Below are 25,633 nucleotides of genomic sequence, written 5' to 3'. Positions count from 1 at the left end.
TGATGAGCAGGTATTTGGAGTATGGTTATTACTTCACCAATGAAGTAGTATTTTTTATATTGTAAATTTGCAATCATTTTAGTTCATGATGATCATTAACTATATTCTTTAAATATTTGGCAGGAGAGAAGCTGACAACGCTTCTTGGTTCAATAATCATTTGAGTTTTGGTCTGCAAATTTTGACCGGGTCTTGCTTTCTTATTATTGATACTAAAACTGCCAAACTTCTGCAATACTAACTTCTGCTCACTTTTTAAAATAACTTGCATCTGGTTAAAAATTTGATTTACTATTTCCTCACAAACCACGCCAGAGAATCCTAGTTTTGATTTTAGCATGGCAGCGATCTTTTCCTTGGTAATAGTAATAGAGTTTTGATTTGTAGTATTCATAATATTTTAATCTACTTTTGTGAGCGTTCATAAATGTTAAGTTTAAGCGTTTATATGCGACTTGCAAAGCTACAACCTGTCATTGCGAAGAGCTTTAGCTCCGAAGTAATCCAGAAACTCGGGGTTAATACTGGATTGCTTCGACCACTAACATGGTCTCGCAATGACAGGTTAAAAAAAACCGTAAACAACACTCTCCTACTTTTTTACTCGAGAACGACAATATAGTAAACTTTTATCTTTCTTTAAGTTTTTATCATCTAATAACTTATTATTTATAAAAAATTTATTCCTCAGATATAATATTGGCACTAGTATCATTTGTTAAACCTAATAATGCTGTTGTCTCTAGGTTTTCGATTGTATTTGATGATCCTAAATTAATTATAGTTTTCTGCTCATTGTAAGTTTCTAACGCTCCCAAATAATGGTTAATATTATCAAGCTTATCATATGATGTTTTTTGATCCCAGTGTTTTTTGTGCTGATTATACTCAGCTATATACTCACAAAGCTCATTAGTAAGAATATTATGTTTGATGTTAAAACCCTTTACTTCTATTTTAAACTCAATAGTAATGTTCTTCTCGATTAAAGATGATAAAAAACCGTTAATACCTGTTGCATCACTTGCACTCAGACTAATACTGCTTATTTTGGTTCCTGGTAGAATTGTAAGTAAATCATTTATTTGTTTCCAGCTTAATGGATTATTTTTATCAAAAACAATTATTTCAATTTGCTCATCTATAAGCTTCTGCCGTAACTCGGCGCAATGATCGTCTTTAATCAATTGTAATGCGTCCTTAAATGAGTTTGCAGATTTTTGTTCTAAAACATCAATCAAAGCTTCACGTTTAGCAGTATCAATACCTACACGGTCCCAAAGATTTCCATACTTGTTAAGCAAGTTAGCGCATGACAGCATTTCTGCATGTATTTTACTATCGGCTTTAATATCATGACCAGCACCATTAGCACAAAGAAAATCCTCTAACTCCTCTTTATTACATCCTCCTTTAACCAAGTAATAGTAAATATCGTTGGGCTTCGTTATGCCATCGTATGGCAAGTATTTCTTGTACGCATTCATCCTATCGTACTCATCAACTATTGCTTCCAATATATCGGTGAGAACCATTTCTGGATGAGTTTCCAATGTGTGTTTGTGTGTATTTGGTTGGATTATCTTAGAGACAATCTCACATATACCTGGAATCGATGATTTATTATCGTATAGGTATGTGCATAACACCTGAAATATTTTACCTCTAAATTCATTCACCACTAACTTAAATTGATCACCGCCACCAAAATAATGCTCTATAAAAGCATCTTTATTCTTGAATCCTGTCCAAGCTTCCATAACCCATCCTTGTAGTTGCTCTTCTGTGTATTCATAATTACCTACATTTAATTTTGGAGCATCTTGTGGTTGCAAAGATTCATGTTTACTATCAATGACACTAAGCAGCTTTTTTATTGTACCATTACTACAACTGAGTCCTTTGTCTGCAGAATAGGTGGTACTCATATCTACTAGTTCAGCGCAAAGATTAATAAAATTACTACACAAATTCGTGTTATCATTAGGATTTTCTTCAGTAATTCCTAACATTGCATTAAAAACTAAAGCAAGAACTTCGTTAAAAGTTGTTTCCTCATTACCTATTTTACAGCTATTTTTTGCTACTATTTCTATAGTATTTAGTGCTTTTGCAAAAAATTTCTTAGGATCTAATATAATATCCGTTAGCTCTTGCTGCTCTTCTGCATTTTTGTTTTTGTATTCTGTTGCCAATTTTGCTTGTAATAGGCTATCTTGCGCTTGTTTTAGAGTCTCCCTGGCCTTAGCATTTATTAATAATAATGGTATAGAGATTAATTTTTGATCTTGGGTAGGTGATGCGAAAATATTGCCTAATTCTGTAATAGCATTGTTAATAACCGGAAATAAATCTTGATATAGATCTGTAACAACCATAAAATTCTCACGTAGTTGTAATAATAACTCTTTGGAGCGCTTATCGACACGGCTATCATGAGAGGATTGACCAGCATTAGCAATATCTGCTTCTTCAGAGTGTGCTCCTTTTTCTTTATATTTAGCTCCATGATTTAACAAAAATTGCAACATCTCTGGATCATTATCATAACAATCCAAAACTGTCCAACCGCTTGGAGTCCGTTCATTGATGTCAAATAAAGGTAAGCCATTCTCATCTTTTTGTCCTAATAAGTATTTCATTGTACGTTGATCTTTGTTGTGATCACGTGCAGTAAAATGTAAAATATTTTCACCGAGATTATTTTTCATCTTAATATCTGTCATTTGGCTGCCATCACTATTTTTCAGGTTGAATAGTAGCTTAAGGATTTCCATCTTATTATCCCCCGCAGCCCACATCAAAGGAGATGCACCCGCATGTTTATCTACCTGATTGACGTTTACCAGCGGATTGCCATTACCATCTTTCAGATCAAGTAGTATTCGAACTATCCCCAAATTACCAAAGAGAATATGCTGAATTAAAAAAGTATTACCTTCGTAATTGTATTCATTAAAGTTTACTGCTGGTATTCCATTACTATCTGTTAGAGTTAATAATTGATTTAACTCATATACGCTGAGCTTGCGTTCACTACTAGCCCATTTAAAAAGAGATACACCAACATAAGGCACATTATACAGTAGATCGGGATGGTCTTGCACAATCTTTTTTAGTACTTCCATACGACTCTCATAATAATCTTTTGGTATAAATATTTGATCATGCTCAGTAATATACCGCGCATTAAATACATCTAGTTGAGTAATAGTACTATTACCGGCAGCCAATTTTTGCTCTAAATCAGTATAAAAATCCATATGAAATTTTTTCTTCGCATCCTTACGTTGTTCATTCCATTCTTCCGTATATTTAGCTTTCAATTTGTTCTCTATAATAATATAATGCTCTCTAAATTTTGTCTCCTTATTCATATAAAGTTCATTAAGTTCTTTCTTCTTAACCTCAAATTCTTGAGCTTTATAAGATGTTTGCAATTTTTGGTATTCATTAGTATAGGATGTTTTAAATTCTTTGTGCTTAGTATTAAATTGTCTTAAAAATTCTTGTACTTCAGTATTACTCGTATAAAACTCTTTAAAAGTACCATAGTTCTCCTTATAGTAATCGTTAAATGCTTGATTTCGCTCAGTATAATACTGTTTTAACTCACGTGCATAATCACCTCCTATAAGAGATATTAATTCCTGATTAACCTCAAATTTACTAATGGACTTTTGAGTAGATTTTGGCTTAATAGCAATCTTTTGGGGAACAATCTTTCTTTTTGACATATTAGCAATCTCATTAATTTTTTGTAATTTAGTTTAAAGATTCTTATTAGAATATAATATCTAAGTATCTATACACAATAAAATAATATAAATTTCTATAAATGTCAATGAATTTACACACATATATATAAAAGAATGATATATTTATATTAATATATTAAGAAAATATATCATTCCAACTTCGATTTTATAGCATATACACTCTGTGTAAGTGAAAAATTGGTAATGTCATCCCCTGAATTTATTTCAGGATCTCTCGCTAATTGATGAGATCCCGAAACAACCCGTGAAGCAAGTTCAGGGCATGGTTCGGGATGACATTAGACTTCTCTAGCAAACTCAAGCATGAGAGAGGATTTGAAGGAGACACGGAACCTAGACCCGCAGGTACTCGAGAGTGTTCAATATAAAAATAGAGCACGTCATTGCGCAGGTGTTGTCGAAGCAATCTAGTTATAGTTACTCGTTTTACTGGACTGCTTCGACAACACCCGCGCAATGACGAGGTGTGGTGGGGTAGTGTTTATACCTTTCTTTTCCTTAACTTGACGCGTATGGTTCATTGAACACTCTCTTTAAATGTGTTTATATTTTAGAGAGTATTCAAGGATTTGTGTTAATTTTCACCAAGTATATAGCGCAGACCCCCAAGTTAACCCCGCCCCAAAAGCTGTAAAAAGGATAATATCGCCTTCGTTTAGTGCCTCTGAGGATTTTAATTCAGAGAGAGCCAAGGGAATTGATGATGCCGAACAATTGGCATGTTTAGCTATTGTTTTTATTACTTTATTCTCGTTGATATTAAGCCGCTCAACAATCGATTGAATAATTCTGATATTAGCTTGATGAGGTATAAAATAGCTAATATCATCAATAGTTAAATTGTTTTTTACTAAAATCTCGATAACCGAATCAGTCATTTTTTCTACAGCATTTTTAAATAAAGCTGGACCTTTCATTTTAATTTTACCACTTTGGCCATTAGAACTCACCCCGCCATCAGTATATAGCAGATCGCCATAACTACCATCAGAATATATCTGGCTATCAATTATCCCAGAATTCATCTCTGTTCCAGGAGATACAACTAATGATCGGTTATCAGAGGCGCTCTTACGTTGTAGCACTACTGCTCCAGCACCATCACCAAATAATACGCAAGTACTTCGATCACTCCAATCTAATAAAGATGACATTTTTTCTGCGCAAATTAGTAATATGGTATTATATTTTCCAGATGCCACTAGACTATCGGCTATTTGTAGCCCATAAATAAAACCAGAACATACTGCTTGTAGATCAAATGAGGGAGTATTTTTTAATGCAAAATATCCTTGTACTTTAGTAGCAGTAGAGGGAAAACTATTATCCGGCGTTGTTGTACAAACAATGATTAAATCAATATCAGTAGGTAGTAAATTGGCGTCTTGCAAAGCATGTTCAGCAGCTTTGAATGCCAAATGTGAAGTATATTCATCACTAGCTGCTAGATGTCTTTGTAAAATTCCGGTTCTTGATTTTATCCACTCATCTGTAGTATCAACAAACGACTCTAGATCTAGGTTACTTACTATTTTTTTTGGTAAATAGCCACCACATCCAATAATTTTACACGTCATATAATCTTATGCACCTCTAGACCTATAAAATCAGGATTCCACTAATGATAAGTTACTATCAAACTGCTTCATCAGTAGCTATTTTTTTAGCAATCACTAATCGCTCATTATATGTTCCATCAATTAATGACATATGATGTGGTAGCTTATATTCACCAGTACGACTATCAACTACCACATTGATCTTACCTAATGCATGATGAGCACGACGCATGTTACGACGTGATTTTGATGTTTTCTTTTTTGGTACTGCCATTTAAAACCTCATTTAAAGTACAAATTATTAACAGACCTTTTATAGTACTAAGTGCTGTTCACGCAACAATTTACTCAAGTCAATTAAAAAGTATTTGTCAAAGACCCGCGCAGTGTACTATATTTCAATTCTGAAATCTAGATTATATTTAAGCAACAATATGAAAATTTTTATTCCTATACTAACCTTAATATCAATGTTGTTATTTACTAGTAGCTGTCAAACACTAGATGTAAGAGGACAATATGTTGACGATAGTACTGTCAATAAATTAGAAAACAAGAACTTAACTAAAGCGGGGGTAGAAGAGTTAATCGGTACTCCAACTATTATTCCGGATTACACTCCAGATACTTGGTATTACGTACATAGGTTTATGGGAAAACGCGCCTGGTTTCAACCAAAAACTATTGAACAACGAATTGTAAAAATAAAATTTACTAAAGATGATATTATCGAAGAAGTCGTAGTATTAAATGATAACCACACAGAAGATATTGAAGTGGTAAGTGAATATACTAAAGCTTATGGTACAGAACAGAACGGCATTCAAACTTTTATTAAGAATATTGGTAGATTTAATAAGACTACTGATGGCAAGAAGAAACGTAGTAAAAAATAAAGGTACAAATGATTACTCCTAATGACGTTACCAAAATCGCAAAATTAGCCAAATTACATTTTACTACTGACGAGATTACAAATTTTGCCAAAGAATTAACTGAGATCATGGAGATGATAGATACATTAAATGAAGTTGATTGTAGTAATATTACTCCCCTAACTTCTGCTTGTGATATAACACCAAGAATGCGTCAAGATGTTGTTACGAGTGCTAGTATTGCCGATGAATTGTTTGCTAATGTTCCTGATAATAATGCAAATTTTGCCAAAGAAATTAAGTGTTATATAGTTCCTAAAATATTAGAGTAAATTAGATAGCATTTGAATCATATAAAAGAAGTTGCAATATGGATGAACTAACAAAATTAACGATTAGCCAAGCTTTAAGTGGTTTACAAAATAAGCAGTTTTCAAGTGTAGAACTAACTGAGGCTCATATTAATCGGATAATTCAACATAGAAAATTAAATGCCTATATTACAGAGACATTAGAGCTTGCTCTAGAGCAAGCTAATGTTGCTGATCAACATTACCGAGTTCAACAAGCTCGTAAGCTTGAGGGTATTCCTGTAGCCGTTAAAGATTTATTTTGTACTAAAGGAGTTAAAACTACTGCTGCTTCTAAGATACTTGCTAATTTTGTGCCGACATATGAATCCAGAGTTAGTCAGAATATTAAAGATCAAGGAACAATCATGCTGGGTAAAGCTAATATGGATGAATTTGCTATGGGTTCAGCGAATATTACCAGCCATTTTGGTAACGTTATTAATCCATGGCGAGCAAATAATACTACTCAAGATTTGGTGCCAGGTGGTTCATCAGGCGGTTCTGCTGCAGCAGTTGCCAGTTTTACTGCCATGGCTGCGCTAGGTAGCGATACTGGTGGTTCCGTTCGTCAACCTGCGGCATTTACTGGTATAGTAGGTATGAAACCTACATATGGTCGTTGTTCTAGATGGGGAATGATTGCTTTTGCAAGCTCTCTTGATCAGGCCGGGATTTTTACCAGGACTATAGAAGATACTGCTCGAATGTTAGAAGTAATGATGGGATTTGATGACCTGGATTCAACTTCGATAGATACACCAGTACCAGAACTTGTATCTGCATGTAGCAAATCAGTAAAAGGTATGAAGATAGGGGTGCCAATGAGTTTGATGACTGCTCCAGGAATTGCAGCAGAGATCATTAATATGTGGCAGGAAACCATTACCATCCTTAAACAAGAAGGAGTAGAAATTATTAATATCGATTTGTCGCACTCTAACTATGCCATTCCTACCTACTATGTTATCGCTTCTGCTGAAGCTTCATCAAATCTTGCCAGATATGACGGTATTCGCTACGGTCATCGAACGAAAGAGGAGCGAATAAGCATTGATGAACTTTATTCTTTAACACGCTCAGAAGGATTCGGTGCCGAAGTAAAACGTCGAATAATGATTGGCACTTATGTATTATCAGCAGCATTTATGGATGCTTATTATTTAAAGGCACAAAAAGTACGCAGGTTAATTGCCAATGATTTTAAAACAGCTTTTACTACAGTTGATGCAATAATACTACCGTCAGCACCGTCAGCTGCTTTTGGCGTTAACGAAAGACAAGATAATCCGGTAACTATGTATTTAAATGATATATTCACTATACCGGCTAGTCTTGCTGGTCTGCCATGTATCTCTGTACCAGCTGCTCTTTCTGCGCATGGATTGCCCTTAGGGATGCAAATTATTGGCTCTACTCTTGACGAATATAATGTTCTCAAAGTGGCTGCAGCCATTGAGCGCACAAGAAGCAATGTCAATTTTATACCGGGAGGGTTCTAATGGCTTACGTCATCGGAGACTGGGAATACGTAATCGGGCTTGAAGTTCACGCACAAATATCATCTAAATCCAAACTTTTTTCAGGTAGCTCTACTTCGTTCGGAGCAACGCCAAATTCCCAAGTATCATTAGTAGATGCAGCGATGCCAGGAATGTTGCCGGTATTAAATGAATATTGTGTACATCAGGCCATCAAAACCGGTTTGGCTTTAAATGCTAAAATTAATTTATATTCAGTATTTGACCGTAAGAATTACTTCTATCCGGATTTGCCTCAAGGTTATCAAATTTCACAATTTTATCAACCGATAGTACAGAATGGCCAAATCACTATTACTCTTGAAGACGGAACGGCAAAAACTATTAGAATAAACCGCTTACATCTTGAACAAGATGCAGGAAAGAGTTTACATGATCAGTCTCCTACTTCAAGCTTTATTGATTTAAATCGCTGTGGTATCGCTTTAATGGAAATAGTTACTGAGCCGGATATGAGCTCTCCATTTGAGGCAGCAGAATATGTAAAGAAGCTTAGAAGTATATTGCGTTGCATTGGTAGTTGCGATGGCGATATGGAAAAAGGATCATTGCGTTGTGATGCGAATGTATCAGTACGCAAAGCCGGTGCGCCGCTTGGCACTAGATGTGAGATCAAAAACATAAATTCTGTGCGTCATATTGCCAAAGCCATAGAATTTGAAGCGCTGCGTCAGGTGAGTATTTTAGAAAATAATGGTATAATTGCACAGGAAACCAGATTGTTCGATGCTGACACCGGCGAGACCAGAACTATGAGATTAAAGGAAGACTCTCAGGATTATCGTTATTTTCCTGACCCTGATTTATTGCCGGTAAAATTATTACCAGAGCTGGTTGATGATATTGCTAAAACATTGCCAGAATTACCTGATGCTAAAATGACCAGATATGTCAAAGAGTTAGCTATTAGTAATTATGATGCTGAAGTGATTGTAATGGATGAAGCAGTAGCTAAATATTTTGAAGCAGCAATAAAAATTGCTAATCCCAAAATCGTAGCTAACTGGATCACTAGCGAATTATTCGGCAAGCTAAATAAAAATAATATAGAATTATCAGAGTGTAAGATTACGCCGTTAATGCTTGGGAATATGGTTAAATTGATTGAAGATGAGGTGATTTCCGGGAAAATTGCCAAAACTGTCTTTGAAATCATGTTTGATAATGGTACTTCGCCACAACAAATTATTGAAGAACAAGGGTTGGTACAAGTTTCCAATCAAGATGAGATTTTGTTGGTTATCAATCAGGTATTAGAAGATAATGTAGAATCTGTAATTGCATATAAAAATGGTAAAGAAAAGCTATTTGGCTTTTTTGTTGGTCAAATAATGAAAAAAACCAATGGTAAGGCAAATCCATCATTGGTTAATGAGTTGTTGAAGAACCAATTATTGGCAAATTAATTTGGATAAGTTATGAAAAAAGCTATTTTATTCTTAAGTGCTATAGTGTTATTTAGTACTCAGGTAATAGCAGAAACAAAATGCTTTTTAGTTAAAGAAAATAACAAAGTCATCAAACAAGAGGGGAACTGTAGAACGCGCCATGCCCCTGAATCCACTTTCAAGATTCCTCTCAGTCTGATGGGTTACGACGCTGGAGTCTTAGAGAATGAAACTCATCCTGAGTGGCCGTTTGAAGAAGGTTATGATCTTTTTATTAATGTTTGCAAGGGAGCTCATAATCCTAGAACATGGATGAGAGATAGTTGCGTTTGGTATTCCCAAGTTTTAACGCAAAAACTTGGAATGGAGAAATTTACAGATTATGTCGTAAAATTTAACTATGGGAATCAAGATGTTTCAGGAGATAAAGGCAAAAATAATGGACTAACCAACTCGTGGCTGTCAAGTTCTCTTGAAATTTCACCTGAAGAACAAACGATATTTTTACAAAAATTAGTTGATCACGCATTGCCTGCGAGTGAAAAATCTTATTCCATGACAAAAAATATCATGTTTAGAGAAGAATTGTCAGGAGGGTGGAAGCTTTATGGAAAAACAGGAAATGGTCGGCTACTAAACTTGGATAGAACTAAAAAATTAGAGCTACAGCATGGCTGGTTTGTTGGTTGGATTGAAAAAGACGGGCGAATCATTATATTTGCAAGCCACATTACAGATGATAAAAAACAAGACACTTTTGCAAGTTTTAGAGCGAGAGATGAAGCAAGAAACAAATTGTGGAAATTAATTGATGAGTTAGAAAAATAACTCGAGAGGTCTACTAATGGCTATTACGATTCATTCCGCAGAAGATTTTGCTAAGATGCGAATAGCAGGAAAATTAGCTGCGGAAACATTAGATTTTATTACTGATCATGTATATCCAGGAGTAACGACAAATCATTTAAATGATTTGTGTCATGATTTCATTATTGCTCATAAAGCTATTCCAGCACCATTAAACTACCGTGGATTCCCGAAATCAATTTGTACTTCAGTAAATCATGTAGTGTGTCATGGTATTCCAAATGATCGACAATTAAAAGATGGTGATATTGTTAATATTGATGTTACTGTCATTGTTGATGGCTGGCATGGGGATAATAGTCGAATGTATTATGTTGGCAACATTGGTATTAAACAAAAACGTCTGATTCAGATTACTTATGAAGCGATGATGCTAGGCATAGAACAGGTAAAACCAGGAGCACATCTTGGTGATATAGGACATGCAATCCAAAGCTATGCTGAAAAGAATAATTATTCTGTAGTTAGAGATTATACAGGTCATGGTGTCGGAAAGATCTTTCATACCGAGCCGACAGTATTTCACCACGGAACGAAGGGTACTGGAGCAATTTTAAAGGAAGGTATGTTTTTTACCATTGAGCCGATGATCAATGCTGGGGCTCCTGATACTATCTTAAGTCGCTTGGATGGTTGGACTGTTACTACACGTGATAAATCTTTATCAGCACAGTTTGAACATACTATCGGCGTAACTCAAACTGGTTACGAAATATTTACCTTATCACCAAAAAATCTGCATTACCCTCCATATGCAAGATAATCAATTGCAACCTCATTATATTGGTCACCGATCACGGTTACGGCAAAAAGTCTTAGATCATCAGCTAGACAGTTTTGCAGATTATGAATTATTGGAATTATTACTGTTCACAGCTATTCCTAGACGAGATGTTAAACCTATCGCTAAAAAATTACTAAACCAATTTGGTGGGTTATCTAATTTAATTAATACTGATAAAGATAAATTATTATTAATTGAAGGTATTAATAAAAATTTTTGTACCAACCTTTATGTGGTACGTGAACTTCTCAATAGAGTATTAAAACAAAAAATTGTAAATAATAATATTATTGGTTGCTGGAGCGACCTACTTGACTATTTAAAATCAACAATGGGAAGTTTAAAAATTGAACAGTTTAAAGTACTATTTCTAAATAAGAAAAATATTTTGATTGCTGATGAGTTAATGTCGGTAGGTACTATTGATCAAGCAGCAGTATATCCTAGAGAAATCATTAAACGTGCTTTATTTCATGAAGCTGGAGCAATTATACTGACTCATAATCATCCTAGTGGTAGTCCCACACCATCAAAAAGCGATTTAGAACTAACCAAAAAAATAGTAGAAGTTTGTAGCGCCGTTAGTATTTCTGTCCATGACCATGTCATTATTGCTGGTGGAGAATATTATAGCTTTAAGTCAAACTTATTATTATGACTTCTCATATTGTACAATTAAGTGCATTATTTTTGTTGGCTTTAGCAGGATCTTGCATCATCACCAAATTACTAATTAAACAATTATGGTTATTTGGTATAGTAGATAAGCCTGATAATCGAAGAGTTCATCAAGTAACTACGCCACGCGGCGGCGGGCTTGCTATGGTACTGGTACTAATTGTTTTGGGAAGCACATTCGAGTATTTTTTTTTCAATCAAATGACTGGTATTTTTAAGTTATTACCATTATTTTTAATAATTGCTCTAGTATCATTTTTAGACGACATAAGGGCTATTTCAGTATTAACAAGATTTATCATTCATTTAGTTTGTTCAGCATTAGCGGTCTTGTTATTTTTATACCCAGCAACTTTATTGCATCAAGAAGTACCAGTATTTATAGATTTTATCTTTGCAACAATAGCACTCACCGCATTTCTAAATATTTATAATTTCTTAGATGGTATTGATGGCATTACCGCAGTAGAATCAATTCATTTATCAATAACCATATTGTTACTGTGCTATTTGAAATATGAGATAATCCTCAACGTAAAGCTTATAATAGTTATTGCAGTAATATTACTTGCATGCTCTATAAGTTTTTTAATATTTAACTGGTCTCCAGCTCAAATATTTATTGGTGATGTTGGTAGTATTGGCCTTGGTTTTCTAATAGGAATATGTCTGCTATTAATTTCAGCTTCAAGTGCGCGCCTATTCGCCGCAGCAAGCATTGCTAGCCTTTATTATTTAGCTGATGGCGGTTTAACTATACTAATTAGATTGATTAATAGAGAAAGAATCTGGCAACCACATTTAAAACATTTCTTTCAACAAGCAATAAGAAATGGTTTTACCAATAAGCAAGTAGTGTGGCGAATAATATTTTGCAATTTATTATTAATGATATTTGCGATTAGTGCCTTATACTATCCGGCATTATCTATTATGTGTGCTATATTAGTAGTAATGACTACGCTAGTCAGTTTCAGCAGCAAAAAATGAGATATATACTTTAGTTGTAACTGTTCACGAATTTTTGCTGTTGCAAATACCTTTTTCTGTTCAGCTCGCAATGACGATTTCTCTAAACTTATGAACGCTCACTTCTAGTTAGATAAAGTTGGTAGACAAAGATCAACTTTAAAAAGTGCTAGGAGTCTTGGAGCCGGGCAGCGGAGGTCGAACATAGCAACGACGCCAATTTTTGAAGTTCATCGAGTATACCGCTACTAATTTTTATAACATGTTAATGGCATGTTCAAGATATAATCCCAAATAGCTTCCCATCCCTTATTATGTTGTGCCACATCAAAGATATGCTGATGTACACAAGCTGAATCACTAGCTTGAACAAATTTATCAGCTATAAAAGGAGGTACTATAGTATCTTTTCCTCCTGATATATGTAACTGTGGTATATTACGTATTTTCGCTGCATAATCAATAGGATTGAGTGAACCTAGCATTGGCTTAACATTCTGATATTTGTTAAAGCTAATATGATCAAGATTTCCTGAAATAGTAATAATGTCTTTGACTGACTTATTTCTGGCAGCAATTAATACTGCGATACCACCACCACCTGAGTAACCAACTATACTAAATGGCAGCTCATTATTGGTAACATTGATGACCTCATTCAAGGAAGCTACTACTTCATCAGACATTCTTAAATTAGTCCAATAAGACTGATTACAGTTAGGATTCAAATTCATAAGAGTAAACTGGCATGGACGTGCTATATACACAACATTAGGTCGGCTATCTAAAGCAGCCAGTTTTAATAACATTGGACGTACAGGAGTTGGATTATCAGAAATACTATAACGCCCTGTATAAGCTAAACCATCGCCTTCAATATAAAACACATATGGCAAGTGTTTATTACTGATTCTTTGATAAGTAGTAATCCAGAAATTACCGCCTTTGACTAATTTTTTGGTAAAGCCATTTGAATTACCAACAAAATCTGAGTCAATATTTCTAGTTATAACATTAGTAGTATGACAAGCAGACAAAAGCATACTGCCAATCATTAAGGTAATAAATATCCTTAACGATTTATTAAGAAAGCTAGAGGCGCTTCTACAAAATAACGAGCATACTCCGCATATCTCAAAAATTGAATTCCAAAATAAGGAGCGAGCACCGGAACATAGTAAGCTATTTGAGGAGCGGAGCTTCTGCAATTTTGGAAGAGCAATTCTTGAAAGATGCGGAGTATATATGTTAAAAAGGTATTTCATCATCAAGCTCACTATGATCAAAATTACTATTATTATTCTTTGGTAGCATTGACTCTAGGCCACTACCAGGATTCTTGGCATCAAGCAAAATCAGATTAGCGTTAAAATTTTGCAACACAATCTCAGTAGTATATTTTTCATGACCAGCTTGATCAACCCACTTACGCGTTTGCAAACTACCTTCTATATATATTTTGCTACCTTTTTTTACATAATTTTTGATAATACCAACTAATCCCTCATTAAATACTACAATGCGGTGCCATTCCGTTTTTTCCTTGCGTTCACCAGTAGCACGATCTTTCCAAGATTCACTAGTTGCAAGGCTTAACGTTATTATTTCCTTGCCTTCACTAGTAGACCTTACTTCTGGATCACGCCCTACATTACCAATTAATGTAACCTTATTTAAACTATTAACCATAAATTTATATCGACCCAATCAAAAATTAGCTACCTGAACTATTAGCAAATAACTATATTATTTTTAATAGCTATTGCAATAATAAAAGAAATTCTCCTATAATGCCATAGGTTTTTTAACTACCAATTCAACTTATGCAAGAATATATAAAAGTACGTGGAGCAAAGCAACATAACCTTAAAAAGGTTAATGTTGATATTCCACGCAATCAACTAGTTGTAATTACCGGACTTAGTGGATCTGGAAAATCTTCACTTGCATTTGACACTATTTATGCAGAAGGACAAAGACGATATGTTGAAAGCTTATCTTCTTATGCCAGACAATTTCTCCATCTGCAAAATAAACCAGATGTTGAATCAATCACTGGCTTATCCCCAGCCATCGCCATTGATCAAAAGACCACTTCTAGAAATCCTCGTTCTACAGTAGGAACTATCACTGAAATTTATGATTATCTGAGGTTATTATATGCCAGAATTGGTATACCTTATTCTCCAGCCACGGGATTGCCTATAAAAAGTCAAACCATTTCGGAAATGGTGGATATAGTGCATAACCTGCCACCAGGAATCAAACTTTACATTTTGGCACCAATTGTTAGATCGCAAAAAGGCGAATTCCGCCATGAAATGTTAACACTAAAAAAACAAGGATTTCAGCGACTAATTATTGATGGCATAGTATATAACATTGATGAATTACCAAAACTTGATAAAAACAAAAAACATGATATTGAAGTAATTATTGATAGAATTATGGTAGCAGATGACCTTGGCAACAGAACAGCTGATAGTATTGAATTAGCTCTAAAGCTTGCAGATGGGATAATTTGTATTGAGATTGTTGAAGTACCTGAATGTATGGATGGATCTCAAAATTTAAATGAGCATGCTCAAGGTGATAGGATAATTTTTTCTGAAAAATATGCTTGTCCTATTTCCGGATTCCAAATTGCTGAAATTGAACCGCGTATTTTTTCATTCAATAGTCCATTTGGCGCTTGTAGCCACTGTGAAGGTCTAGGCAAGGAAATGTTTTTTGATCAAGAATTAATAGTACCAAATCCAGCTTTAAGCATTAAGAATGGCGCTATTGCTCCATGGGGGAAGGAACTATCCAAAATTTTCTTAGATACTATTACTGGCCTAGCCAATCATTATCAATTTTCATTAGATACACCTTTTGCCAATTTACCTGAAAATATCAAAAAAATATTATTTTATGGTTCTGATGGCGAAATAATTAATTTTAAATATTACGACGGTGTCAAGTCACAATTAGTAGCTCAACCTTTTGCCGGTATTATCCCTAGCCTAGAGGAAAAATATCGTAAAGCTGATTCTACTTGGCTAAAAGAAGATCTGATAAAATTTAAAACTGAATATGATTGCAGCATTTGCAATGGTTACCGATTAAAAGCAGAATCTTTATGCATAAAAGTTGCTGGCTTAAATATTGGTGAGGTCACTAAAATGACTATAGTTGAAGCCAAAGACTGGTTTGAGCAATTGGAATTCAAGTTAAGTAGCAAACAATTATTTATTGCAGAACAAATTTTAAAGGAAATCTCTGAGCGGTTGACATTCTTGTTAAATGTTGGACTTGATTATTTGAATCTCTCACGAGAATCAGGGACTTTATCAGGTGGTGAGAGTCAGCGTATACGTCTGGCATCGCAAATCGGTTCAGGCTTAAGTGGTGTGCTATATGTACTTGATGAACCATCGATTGGCCTGCATCAGCGTGACAATGCCAGATTGATTGCTACTCTTAAAAATCTTCGTGACCTTGGCAATACGGTACTAGTGGTAGAACATGATGAAGAAACCATGATCGAGTCTGATTATATTATCGATGTTGGTCCTGGAGCTGGTATTCATGGTGGACATATAATTGCTCAAGGCACTATTGAAACAATCAAGACTTGTGCTACCAGTATTACTGGGCAATATTTAAGTAAGCAAAAATGCATAGCTACAAGAATTAGTGAAAATATTAATCGTCATGATAAAACTATAGAATTACTAGGTGCAACCTCCAATAATTTACAAAATGTTAATCTTACCATTAAACTTGGTACTTTTACGGTAATTACTGGAGTTTCAGGCAGCGGTAAATCAAGCTTAATTATCAACACACTTTATAAAGCAGCGTTAAAGTATTTAGAACCAACTGCCAAAGTTCACCCAGGACACTACGAAATGATTAAAGGGCTAGAACATGTAGATAAAGTTATTGATATTAACCAATCACCTATAGGCCGTACACCAAGGTCTAATCCAGCTACTTATACCGGCGCATTTACCTTTATTCGAGATTGGTTTACCGATCTGCCAGAGTCAAAAGCAAGAGGCTATAAGGTCGGTCGGTTCTCATTTAACGTCAAAGGCGGACGTTGTGAAGTATGCCAGGGAGACGGAGTAATTAAAATAGAAATGCATTTCTTACCAGACGTATATGTTAAATGCGATGGATGTAATGGTCATCGCTATAATCGAGAAACACTAGAAGTTAAATATAAAGATAAATCAATCTCTGATGTTTTGGAAATGACTGTTGAAGATGCAATGAATTTTTTTGAAAAAGTACCAGCAATATATGAGAAACTATCTACTTTAAATGAAGTGGGACTAGGTTATGTTAAAATTGGTCAATCTGCTACCACATTATCAGGTGGAGAAGCTCAGCGCATAAAATTGGCAAAGGAATTATCAAAACGCTCTACTGGTAAAACCTTATATATATTGGATGAACCAACTACGGGGTTACATATTGATGATATCAGTAGATTACTTAAAATTTTGTATAAACTTGTTGATATGGGCAATACCGTGTTAGTAATAGAACATAATATGGATGTAATCAAAACTGCCGATCATATTATTGACATTGGCCCAGAGGGAGGAGACAAAGGCGGTAGAATTGTAGCTACTGGTACTCCAGCTGAAATTATCGCTTGCGCCGAGAGCATTACCGGGCAATATTTGAAACATTATATGTAATTTATATAATCTCGAGTAAGGAGCGAGCGTTCACGATTTTTAAAATTGAACGCTACTATAACGCTTTCATGTCATCTGAGCTGAGGAGTGCACAAGCCATTAATGCAATCTAGGAATCAACTCAAAGAGATGATAAAGACTGAACAATTGCTTCAATTTTTAATAAAATCTTAGCTCAGATGTATGATATATACACTAGTCTTATTAACGCACTCGATGTCATTCCCAGCAACGGCGGGAATCTAGGAATAAAAGCCTCAAATGCTTAGATGTACGCTGGATTCCCGCCGTTGCTGGGAATGACATCGTGGAGGCAGTTTGTTGTCAAACTCACCATCTGTATACTTGATACGATAAAGGTTTGCCAAGGACGTGAATAGATACCAGCTCGTAATAACGCCCTGTATGTGCTATACTAACGTTCAAATTACAAAACTTGAGAACGCTCACCTATTGTTTTTTGGTTCAGCACCAGTTCTACCTACTTGCGAACCATGCCGAACTGATTCACCAGCTTTAAGCTTATTGAGTAACTCAGTCATGAGTTCAGGTGTTAGGTCTTCAAAATAATCATCATTGATCTGAACTACCGGAGCATTCACACAAGCACCCAGGCACTCCACTTCAACCAGACTAAATTGTTTATCTGGAGTTACCTCTTTCAAACCAATACCTAGTTCATTATGACAAACTTTGGTAATTTCATTGCTACCACGTAACCAGCATGGAGTAGTACCACATATCTGTATGTGGTGTTTGCCTACTGGTTTTAAATTAAACATAGTATAAAATGTAGCAACTTCATAAACCCTAATAAAAGGCAGATCTAAGAATTTTGCGACATATTCTATAGCTATCTGTGGTAACCACCCACCAACCTGACGTTGTGCTAAATTTAACAAGGGCAATACTGCGCTTCGTTGCTTACCATCCGGGTAATGGCTGATAATCTCTTGTGCTTTCTGTAAATTATCTTTATTAAAGCTAAATTCTAAAATTTCCGTTGCTGTCATCTATCAACCTCACCAAACACTATATCAAGACTAGAAATAATGGTGACAATATCAGCCATCATATGTCCTTGCGCCATAAAATTTATTCCCTGCAAATGTGCAAAACCTGGAGCTTTAATTCGGCATCTATAAGGTTTATTCGAGCCATCAGCATATAGATATACACCAAATTCTCCTTTTGGTGCTTCAACTACTCCATATGACTCTCCTGTTGGCACATTATAGCCCTCAGTATATAGTTTGAAATGGTGAATTAATGCTTCCATAGACTCTTTCATATCTTTCCTCGAAGGAGGAGCAATCTTAGCATTACTGGTTTTAATTTCTCCTTCTGGTATTTGATCAATACATTGTCGAATAATGCGTAAAGATTGATACATTTCTTCAACTCTAATCAAATATCGATCGTAACAATCACCATTTTTACCAACAGGGACATCAAAATCCATTTCCCCATATACATCATATGGATTAGATTTACGCAAGTCCCAAGCTATACCTGACCCACGTAACATTGGACCGGAAAACCCCCAATTCATTGCTTGTTTTTGACTAACAACTCCAATATTAACAAGCCGTTGTTTCCAGATACGGTTATTATTTAACAACGTCTCAACATCGCTTAATTTGTCTGGAAATTGTTGCAACCAAGCTTCTATATCCGATAATAAACCTTCGGGTAAGTCTTGTGCTACTCCCCCTGGCCTAAAGTAGTTAGAGTGCATCCTGGAACCAGAAACACGTTCGTAAAACTCCATTATTTTCTCACGCTCTTCAAACAGCCATAACATTGGCGTAGTGGCACCAACATCAAGAGCCTGAGCCGTGATGTTCATAATGTGATTTAAAATACGAGTTAATTCCGAAAACATGACTCTGATAAACTGTGCACGCCTTGGCACCTCGCATCCCAGTAATTTTTCCACCGCTAATGCGAAAGCATGTTCCTGACACATAGGTGATACATAGTCCAATCGGTCAAAATACGGAACAGCCTGCATATAGGTTTTATGCTCTATTAATTTTTCCGTGCCTCGATGCAATAACCCAATATGAGGATCAGCTTTGTTAATAACCTCGCCGTCAAGTTCTAAAATTAACCTTAACACTCCATGAGCAGCTGGATGTTGCGGACCAAAATTTAAGGTCATATGTTTTAAGGTAATGTCATTTGCCATATTCATTGCTCAATAGTGGTTTTTAGACTTGTACTTTGACGTGAGTTAAGGTAAACGAAGGTCAAAGTCAAGAAACATATGCATCCAGTTAAGAAAAAGAGACGACACAAACCGTCATTACGGGCTTCTTCACCGTCATTGCGGAGAGTGTTCAATAAACTGTGTCAATTAAAGTAAGGTTCGTCATTGCGGGATCACCTTAGTGATTGAAGCAATCCAGTAAATAATTACCGAGTTTTTCTGAATTGCTTCGGGCAAAACCCTAGCAATGACGGATGAGCATCAGTTTTCCTTAACTTAAGCATATGAAATCAAGAGGCACCGCAGATCTTTAGATACGACGCTGCAATCTTTGATTTTCACCGAACATACCTCTTGAACTTCAAGATTTGGGGTGTCGAACTTCGGATGCGAGTGTGCGAAACAAAAGTTACTACGCTGCGCAAGAGCACCACTCGTTCTCCTACCACCCTCTTGAAGTTGAAGAGGTATATTTATTTTGTAGCTTTTTCATCTCCAGGTAGCGGATAATCCGCTCCTCCCCATGGGCTACAAAAATCAAACATCCTAAATTCTTGTTCAAGCTCTGCTGGTTCATAGATCACTCTCTCTAACGACTGATCATATCTAACTTGCAAATGCCCAGTTACTGGAAAATCTTTTCTTAATGGATGACCAACAAAACCATAATCAGTAAGGATACGTCGCATATCTGGATTATCAATAAAATTCACGCCGAACATATCGTATATTTCGCGCTCGTACCAAGTGGCAGCACTAAATATTTGCGCAATCGATGACACAGGTTCATCTTCTGCGCATTCAACTTTTAGTAAAAGCCTGGTATTTAATTTAAGACTAAGTAAATTATAGACTAGCTCGAACCTTTGATGACGATCAGGAAAATCAGCAGCAAATAAGTCGGTTAGAATGGTGAAACGCAGTTCTTCTGATGTTTTCAAGAATGATAACAAAGTAAGCAGCTGTTCTTTAGTAACTTTATAAGCTATAAAATCTTTTATATTTATGTTTATTGCTTGTAATTGTTTACTTGTAATAAAATTATCAATAATTTTTAATATTACTTGTTGTGGCATAGGTAAAACTATCCTTTAAATCTAGTAGTACGTCTAATTTTCCTTTGTAATTGTAACACCCCATACAATAAAGCTTCAGCAGTTGGCGGACAACCAGGTACATATACGTCCACTGGCACCACTCGATCACATCCACGCACCACAGAATATGAAAAATGGTAATAACCGCCACCATTAGCACAACTACCCATGGAGATTACCCATTTTGGATCAGCCATCTGATCATATACCCGACGTAATGCCGGTGCCATTTTGTTAGTTAGAGTACCGGCGACAATCATTAAATCAGACTGTCGTGGACTTGGCCTAAACAGCATCCCAAAACGATCTATATCATAACGGCTGGTTGCTGTTTGCATCATTTCTACTGCACAGCAAGCCAAACCAAAACTCATTGGCCATAGTGAATTAGATCTTGCCCAGGCTATTAATTCATCTACTTTACTTAGAACAAATCCTCTGTTAGATAATTCATCGTTAAACAACAGATCTTGATTCTGATCTTGAATAACATCATCCATTATATTTTTATTCACCAGTCTAATGCTCCTTGTTTCCATTCATAGATAAAACCTATAGTTAGTACCAATAAAAAGAACATCATCGAGAAAAATCCACATTTACCAATAGTACCTAAGCTAATAGCCCATGGTACCAGAAAAGTTACTTCAAGATCAAAAATAATAAACAAGATCGCTATCAAATAAAATCTGATGTCAAATTGTCCTCGGGCATCGCCGAATGCATCAAAGCCACATTCATACTCTTTCAATTTACCTTTATTTGGCTTTTGTTGTGCCAATATTACCGGCAACATTATTACTACCAAGGATAAAAATATTGCAACACCAAAAAATATTGCAACAGGCAAATATTGTTGCAAAAAATCCGAAGACTGTAATATATGATGCGTTGTCATACTTCTTCCTACCTTTTTCTTAACACTAGCACTGATACAGCTTGTTGAATCATACACTTCTAAGTAAAAAGAAGAGTGTTCAATGAACTGTATCAATTAAACAAGACCCGTCATTGCGAGGTCACATATAGTGACCGAAGCAATTCGGGAAAATAACCACACTTAACTGGATTGCTTCGGCAACGCCTCACAATGAATGGTCCATGTTGCCTATTTTCCCTTAAATTAACAAATGACAAGTGTAGTTTGTTGAACATTCTAACTTAGAATACACTTAAATTATATTAATTGGCGATGAAATTAGCAATGGAAATCAATATTTATCCAAAACGAAACCATAAATCAACCCTCATCAGAATAACATACTCCTCCTACAATAACAATGTTATGTCCATGATTATATAAATTGCTTAAATCAATTAACTGCTCAGATGAGCAAACTGGAACAAACAATCCTGCTACATAATCACTAATAACGTTAGACCTTAAATTAAGTATGCTTATATTGCTATATTGAAGGCAGCTGGCTATCTCCTTTGCCCCATCATTACCAATAAAACATGCTTCTAATGATAGTACCCTTACATTAGTTACTGGCAATCCTTCTATATCAGTTCTACTCAATTCTTGAGCTAAAAATATTGCTCCTAAGTCCCCTATAATATTATTATCTAGCGAAAGTCCAATTAGTTGAGTATCACTCAAAGTTCTTGCTAATTCATTAACTCCAGCAGAAGTTATATCATTATGCCCTAGGTCAAGTATTACTACACTGCTATCTGGCAGTGACAGTATATCACCTATAATTTCCGCCCCTTCATCTTTTATTTGGTTATGCCCCAGAAACAAAGCTTTTATTGGAATTTCCGGTAATAGGTTAGCTAAGGTTTGCGCCCCTCCTGCTTGTATATCATTATACCTTAAATCTAACAATTGTAACTGGCTATATTTCAGCCCTTTAGCTAGTATTTTTAATGCATTATCATCAAAATTAGCATAAGTGATGTGGAGCTCTTGAATAATAGTGGCTGCTACGGTTGTAAAAAGCGTGGATAATTCTCGTATAGCTGGAATACTTATCTCGCTTTCTGAAAATAGAGTTTTGTTACCTCGTACTCTTCATCATAAGCAAGCGTTGTAGTGAGCAATTCCATTCTGTTGACGTCAAAGTTATGATTAAGTAACAGAAAACGTTTAGTATACAATGAATCTAGTATCGAGTTAGATATAGGCTTAAGATGATGCTTCATAAAAAATAACCATATTATTATAAGTGCTGACTTATATTATTATATGGCTATCATTGTCAAACAAACAGCATTTATATTTTATTTTTTATGAAGATTGATCTTACCACGTAAAGCATAAATACCACAACTAACCAATATACGATCATTTTACCCGGTGTTGATAAATTACCGCTATTATCAATAAATTGTTTGAATAAAAGATACATCGAAGCTAAAAATGCAGCCGGAGCTACAATAAATACTACTGGGCACGTAAAAGATCTGCTGACATTCGGTAGTTTAAAGCGAAATAACATTACTATTATTACTATGACAATATAATCAATCAACGCTCCCATGCTTGATAATTGCCCTAAAATTTCAAAAGGACACAAAGACCCAAGCAAAGCAGAGATTGTTGAAAATATTCCGATAGTTACATAAGGACTATCATGTTTAGGATGAAGTTTTGCTAGAAATTTTGGTAACAAGCCGTCACGAGCTATCACGTAAAAGATACGAGATATACCATATAAACTAATCATAATTACGGTAGTCATTCCACAAATAGCGCCGGTAGCAACAATCGCTGAACCGATATTGCTATCGTTGATCGCTAGCGCATGAGCTAAAGGATGCTGATTATTTAATTCAGAGAAATTGATGATGCCGGTAACTAATCCACCAATTAAGACATATATTAACGTTGCCAAGACTAAAGATACGATAATTCCGATCGTTATATCACGTTTTGGATTTCTACATTCTTCGGCAGAGGCGGCAATATTACTAAAACCAGTAAAAGCAAAAAACAATATTGAAGCGCCCATTACCACATTATCAAAGCCAAAAGGTATAAAATCAGTCCAATTACTGATTTTAAAATGAGGAGTGGCAGAAAATACAAAAGTAAATATCGCACCCATTTTAATAAATACTAAAATGGCGTTGATTTTGACGCTATCTTTATTACCAAAATACAATATCAGACCGACAATTGCTATGATGCAGAAAGCCGGTAAATTCATGATGCCACCATCAGCTGGCACTTTAACCAACATGCTCGGAATGGTAAAGCCGGCTGTCTTTAGAATAGACTGAACATAACCAGACCACCCAGCTGATACTGCTGCTGCCATAAAGCATAATTCCAAGATCATTATACTGCCCATTAACCAAGCGATAATTTCACCAAAGGCTACATAAGAGTAGGTGTATACACTGCCTGAAGTTGGTAACATGGTGGCAAGTTCGGTATAGGCTAAGGCGACAAAAATACAAGTTCCACCAGCGATAATATATGATAGCATTACTGCTGGACCAGAATATTTGGCCGCAACTAATCCAGTGAGTACGAAAACACCAGTGCCAATAATACCACCCAAACCAAATAGTATGAGATCAAATGCTCCTAAGTTTTTATTTAAACCACCAATATTGGCTATTTCTTTTACTGATTCAAAGCTTTTTTGCTTAAAAAAATTCATTTTACTATCCAGCCTCCACCAAGCACTCTACTATCATCATAAATAACACAAGCTTGACCTGGTGCTACAGCTTTTTCCGGAGCAAGCAAAGTTATACGCATTTGATTGTCCTCTATCTTATTAATATAAGCAAATTCTCCCGGACGTGTGGACCTAATCTTAACCTTGACATACTTAGTCTCTGCTATATCATCCGCCAGCCAATTAATATCTTTAATAATAAACTCACTAGCAGCCAATGCACTTTCAGGACCTACATATACTATTCTGGTTAAAGGATCAATTTTTATTACATATAATGGACTCGAAAATGCAATCCCAAGCCCTCGACGTTGACCGATGGTGTAATTAATAATTCCCTGATGTTGACCTAATTCAAAACCATCAATGTGCATTATTATTCCTGGCTGATTTGCTTCAGGCCTGAGCTTATTTACTATATTTCGATAATTACCGTCTGGTACAAAACAAATATCCTGGCTATCTGGTTTATCCGCTAAAAACAAGCCAAATTTAGTAGCCATAGTTCGTGTCTGTTCTTTAGTCAACTCACCGAGTGGAAAGCGCAAATACTCTAATTGTTCTTTGGTAGTTGAAAACAAGAAATAACTTTGGTCTTTTTGTAAATCAAGTCCAGTATGCAGCTCAGCACCTGTTTTACCATTAATTTTACGTACATAATGACCGGTGGCGAGAGCAGAAGCACCTAAATCCTTTGCTACTTTTAATAAATCCTGAAACTTTACTGACTGGTTACATCGTACGCATGGTAATGGTGTCTCACCACGTACATAGCTATCAACAAAATCACTAATCACTGATTCTTTAAATTTGCTTTCATAATCCAGAACATAGTGTGGGATACTTAATTTAGCGGCTACCTGGCTTGCGTCATAAATATCCTGACCAGCACAACAAGCACCTTTTTTCATTATGCTACTGCCGTGATCATATAACTGCAAAGTAACACCAATTACTTTATATCCTTCAGCATGTAACATTGCTGCTACAGTCGAGCTATCAACGCCACCGGACATCGCTACCACTATAGTTTCTTGGGTTTTGTACGTATTAACCATAAATAAAATATATATGCATTAAAAATATGAACTTAGAAAGTGTATGTAGCAACAACATGGTAGGTAATTTTGAGTTTTGTGGAAAAAAGCAAGAGAGTTCAAAAACTTGCGTCAAATAGTCATTGCGAGGCATAGCCGAAGCAATCC

At 35.5% G+C, this 25,633-nt stretch carries 23 protein-coding genes; 9 read left to right on the top strand and 14 right to left on the bottom strand.

Annotation, left to right across the window (positions count from 1 at the left end):
• Positions 1 to 73: 73 nt before the first annotated feature.
• From Trichorick_RS03970 to rpmF, 4 genes are all read right to left on the bottom strand, one after another.
• Positions 74 to 394 (bottom strand): HU family DNA-binding protein, encoded by a 321-nt coding sequence (locus Trichorick_RS03970; RefSeq protein ID WP_410250232.1) that lies wholly within the window; start codon positions 392 to 394, stop codon positions 74 to 76.
• 286 nt (positions 395 to 680) lie between these two features.
• On the bottom strand, positions 681 to 3,737 hold the full coding sequence (locus Trichorick_RS03965; RefSeq protein ID WP_323737743.1) for an ankyrin repeat domain-containing protein: 3,057 nt from the start codon (positions 3,735 to 3,737) through the stop codon (positions 681 to 683).
• A 623-nt stretch (positions 3,738 to 4,360) separates the two neighbouring features.
• A complete protein-coding gene (locus Trichorick_RS03960; RefSeq protein ID WP_323737742.1) occupies positions 4,361 to 5,356 on the bottom strand; it encodes a beta-ketoacyl-ACP synthase III in 996 nt (331 codons plus the stop codon).
• A gap of 58 nt (positions 5,357 to 5,414) precedes the next feature.
• Positions 5,415 to 5,612, bottom strand: a complete 198-nt coding sequence (gene rpmF, locus Trichorick_RS03955) for a 50S ribosomal protein L32 (protein WP_323737741.1) — start codon at positions 5,610 to 5,612, stop codon at positions 5,415 to 5,417.
• A gap of 160 nt (positions 5,613 to 5,772) precedes the next feature.
• Here rpmF and Trichorick_RS03950 point away from each other — a divergent pair, with 160 nt between their 5' ends.
• The 8 genes from Trichorick_RS03950 to Trichorick_RS03915 are packed head-to-tail and all read left to right on the top strand — an operon-like array spanning position 5,773 to position 12,811.
• Positions 5,773 to 6,234 (top strand): outer membrane protein assembly factor BamE, encoded by a 462-nt coding sequence (locus Trichorick_RS03950; RefSeq protein ID WP_323737740.1) that lies wholly within the window; start codon positions 5,773 to 5,775, stop codon positions 6,232 to 6,234.
• Between the two features lie 8 nt (positions 6,235 to 6,242).
• Entirely contained in the window at positions 6,243 to 6,545 is a 303-nt protein-coding gene (gene gatC, locus Trichorick_RS03945) for an Asp-tRNA(Asn)/Glu-tRNA(Gln) amidotransferase subunit GatC (protein WP_323737739.1), read from the top strand.
• Positions 6,546 to 6,583: 38 nt separating this feature from the next.
• Positions 6,584 to 8,065, top strand: a complete 1,482-nt coding sequence (gene gatA, locus Trichorick_RS03940) for an Asp-tRNA(Asn)/Glu-tRNA(Gln) amidotransferase subunit GatA (protein ID WP_323737738.1) — start codon at positions 6,584 to 6,586, stop codon at positions 8,063 to 8,065.
• On the top strand, positions 8,065 to 9,510 hold the full coding sequence (gatB, locus tag Trichorick_RS03935) for an Asp-tRNA(Asn)/Glu-tRNA(Gln) amidotransferase subunit GatB (RefSeq protein WP_323737737.1): 1,446 nt from the start codon (positions 8,065 to 8,067) through the stop codon (positions 9,508 to 9,510). Before gatA ends, gatB begins: the two co-directional genes overlap by 1 nt.
• A gap of 12 nt (positions 9,511 to 9,522) precedes the next feature.
• Entirely contained in the window at positions 9,523 to 10,320 is a 798-nt protein-coding gene (gene blaOXA / locus Trichorick_RS03930) for a class D beta-lactamase (protein ID WP_323737736.1), read from the top strand.
• Positions 10,321 to 10,336: 16 nt separating this feature from the next.
• Positions 10,337 to 11,122 carry a type I methionyl aminopeptidase gene (gene map / locus Trichorick_RS03925; protein WP_323737735.1) on the top strand — a complete coding sequence of 262 codons (786 nt, stop codon included), beginning with the start codon at positions 10,337 to 10,339 and terminating at the stop codon, positions 11,120 to 11,122.
• Positions 11,112 to 11,801: a RadC family protein gene (gene radC, locus Trichorick_RS03920; protein ID WP_323737734.1), complete on the top strand. Its 690-nt coding sequence runs from the start codon at positions 11,112 to 11,114 to the stop codon at positions 11,799 to 11,801. The genes map and radC overlap by 11 nt, the downstream gene beginning before the upstream one ends.
• Entirely contained in the window at positions 11,798 to 12,811 is a 1,014-nt protein-coding gene (locus tag Trichorick_RS03915) for an MraY family glycosyltransferase (RefSeq protein ID WP_323737733.1), read from the top strand. Before radC ends, Trichorick_RS03915 begins: the two co-directional genes overlap by 4 nt.
• Before the next feature lie 227 nt (positions 12,812 to 13,038).
• Here the strand turns inward: Trichorick_RS03915 and Trichorick_RS03910 are convergent, their stop codons facing one another.
• Positions 13,039 to 13,845, bottom strand: a complete 807-nt coding sequence (locus tag Trichorick_RS03910; RefSeq protein ID WP_323737732.1) for an alpha/beta hydrolase family protein — start codon at positions 13,843 to 13,845, stop codon at positions 13,039 to 13,041.
• A 193-nt stretch (positions 13,846 to 14,038) separates the two neighbouring features.
• A complete protein-coding gene (ssb, locus tag Trichorick_RS03905) occupies positions 14,039 to 14,479 on the bottom strand; it encodes a single-stranded DNA-binding protein (RefSeq protein WP_323737731.1) in 441 nt (146 codons plus the stop codon).
• Between the two features lie 134 nt (positions 14,480 to 14,613).
• On the opposite strand from ssb, the gene uvrA reads away from it, so the two are divergent.
• Positions 14,614 to 17,484 carry an excinuclease ABC subunit UvrA gene (gene uvrA, locus Trichorick_RS03900; RefSeq protein ID WP_323737730.1) on the top strand — a complete coding sequence of 957 codons (2,871 nt, stop codon included), beginning with the start codon at positions 14,614 to 14,616 and terminating at the stop codon, positions 17,482 to 17,484.
• Between the two features lie 446 nt (positions 17,485 to 17,930).
• On the opposite strand, the gene nuoE is transcribed toward uvrA, so the two are convergent.
• The 8 genes from nuoE to mnmA all read right to left on the bottom strand — a co-directional run bounded on the left by nuoE (position 17,931) and on the right by mnmA (position 25,486).
• A complete protein-coding gene (nuoE, locus tag Trichorick_RS03895; protein ID WP_323737729.1) occupies positions 17,931 to 18,497 on the bottom strand; it encodes an NADH-quinone oxidoreductase subunit NuoE in 567 nt (188 codons plus the stop codon).
• Positions 18,494 to 19,663 carry an NADH dehydrogenase (quinone) subunit D gene (gene nuoD / locus Trichorick_RS03890; protein ID WP_323738866.1) on the bottom strand — a complete coding sequence of 390 codons (1,170 nt, stop codon included), beginning with the start codon at positions 19,661 to 19,663 and terminating at the stop codon, positions 18,494 to 18,496. Before nuoD ends, nuoE begins: the two co-directional genes overlap by 4 nt.
• A gap of 506 nt (positions 19,664 to 20,169) precedes the next feature.
• The gene (locus Trichorick_RS03885; protein WP_323737728.1) at positions 20,170 to 20,772 is read right to left on the bottom strand and encodes an NADH-quinone oxidoreductase subunit C; all 603 of its coding nucleotides are present in this window, start codon (positions 20,770 to 20,772) and stop codon (positions 20,170 to 20,172) included.
• Positions 20,773 to 20,780: 8 nt separating this feature from the next.
• Entirely contained in the window at positions 20,781 to 21,293 is a 513-nt protein-coding gene (locus tag Trichorick_RS03880; protein WP_323738865.1) for a NuoB/complex I 20 kDa subunit family protein, read from the bottom strand.
• Positions 21,294 to 21,304: 11 nt separating this feature from the next.
• A complete protein-coding gene (locus tag Trichorick_RS03875; RefSeq protein WP_323738864.1) occupies positions 21,305 to 21,676 on the bottom strand; it encodes an NADH-quinone oxidoreductase subunit A in 372 nt (123 codons plus the stop codon).
• A 357-nt stretch (positions 21,677 to 22,033) separates the two neighbouring features.
• The gene (locus tag Trichorick_RS03870; RefSeq protein ID WP_323737727.1) at positions 22,034 to 22,624 is read right to left on the bottom strand and encodes a leucine-rich repeat domain-containing protein; all 591 of its coding nucleotides are present in this window, start codon (positions 22,622 to 22,624) and stop codon (positions 22,034 to 22,036) included.
• 388 nt (positions 22,625 to 23,012) lie between these two features.
• On the bottom strand, positions 23,013 to 24,407 hold the full coding sequence (locus Trichorick_RS03865; RefSeq protein ID WP_323737726.1) for an amino acid permease: 1,395 nt from the start codon (positions 24,405 to 24,407) through the stop codon (positions 23,013 to 23,015).
• Positions 24,404 to 25,486 (bottom strand): tRNA 2-thiouridine(34) synthase MnmA, encoded by a 1,083-nt coding sequence (mnmA, locus tag Trichorick_RS03860; RefSeq protein WP_323737725.1) that lies wholly within the window; start codon positions 25,484 to 25,486, stop codon positions 24,404 to 24,406. The genes Trichorick_RS03865 and mnmA overlap by 4 nt, the downstream gene beginning before the upstream one ends.
• Positions 25,487 to 25,633 lie beyond the last annotated feature (147 nt).

It is taken from the genome of Candidatus Trichorickettsia mobilis, assembly GCF_034366785.1.
Lineage (GTDB): Bacteria > Pseudomonadota > Alphaproteobacteria > Rickettsiales > Rickettsiaceae > Trichorickettsia > Trichorickettsia mobilis_A.
The sequence above is the reverse complement of the archived record's forward strand: the minus strand, read 5'-3'. Positions and strand labels throughout refer to the sequence as shown.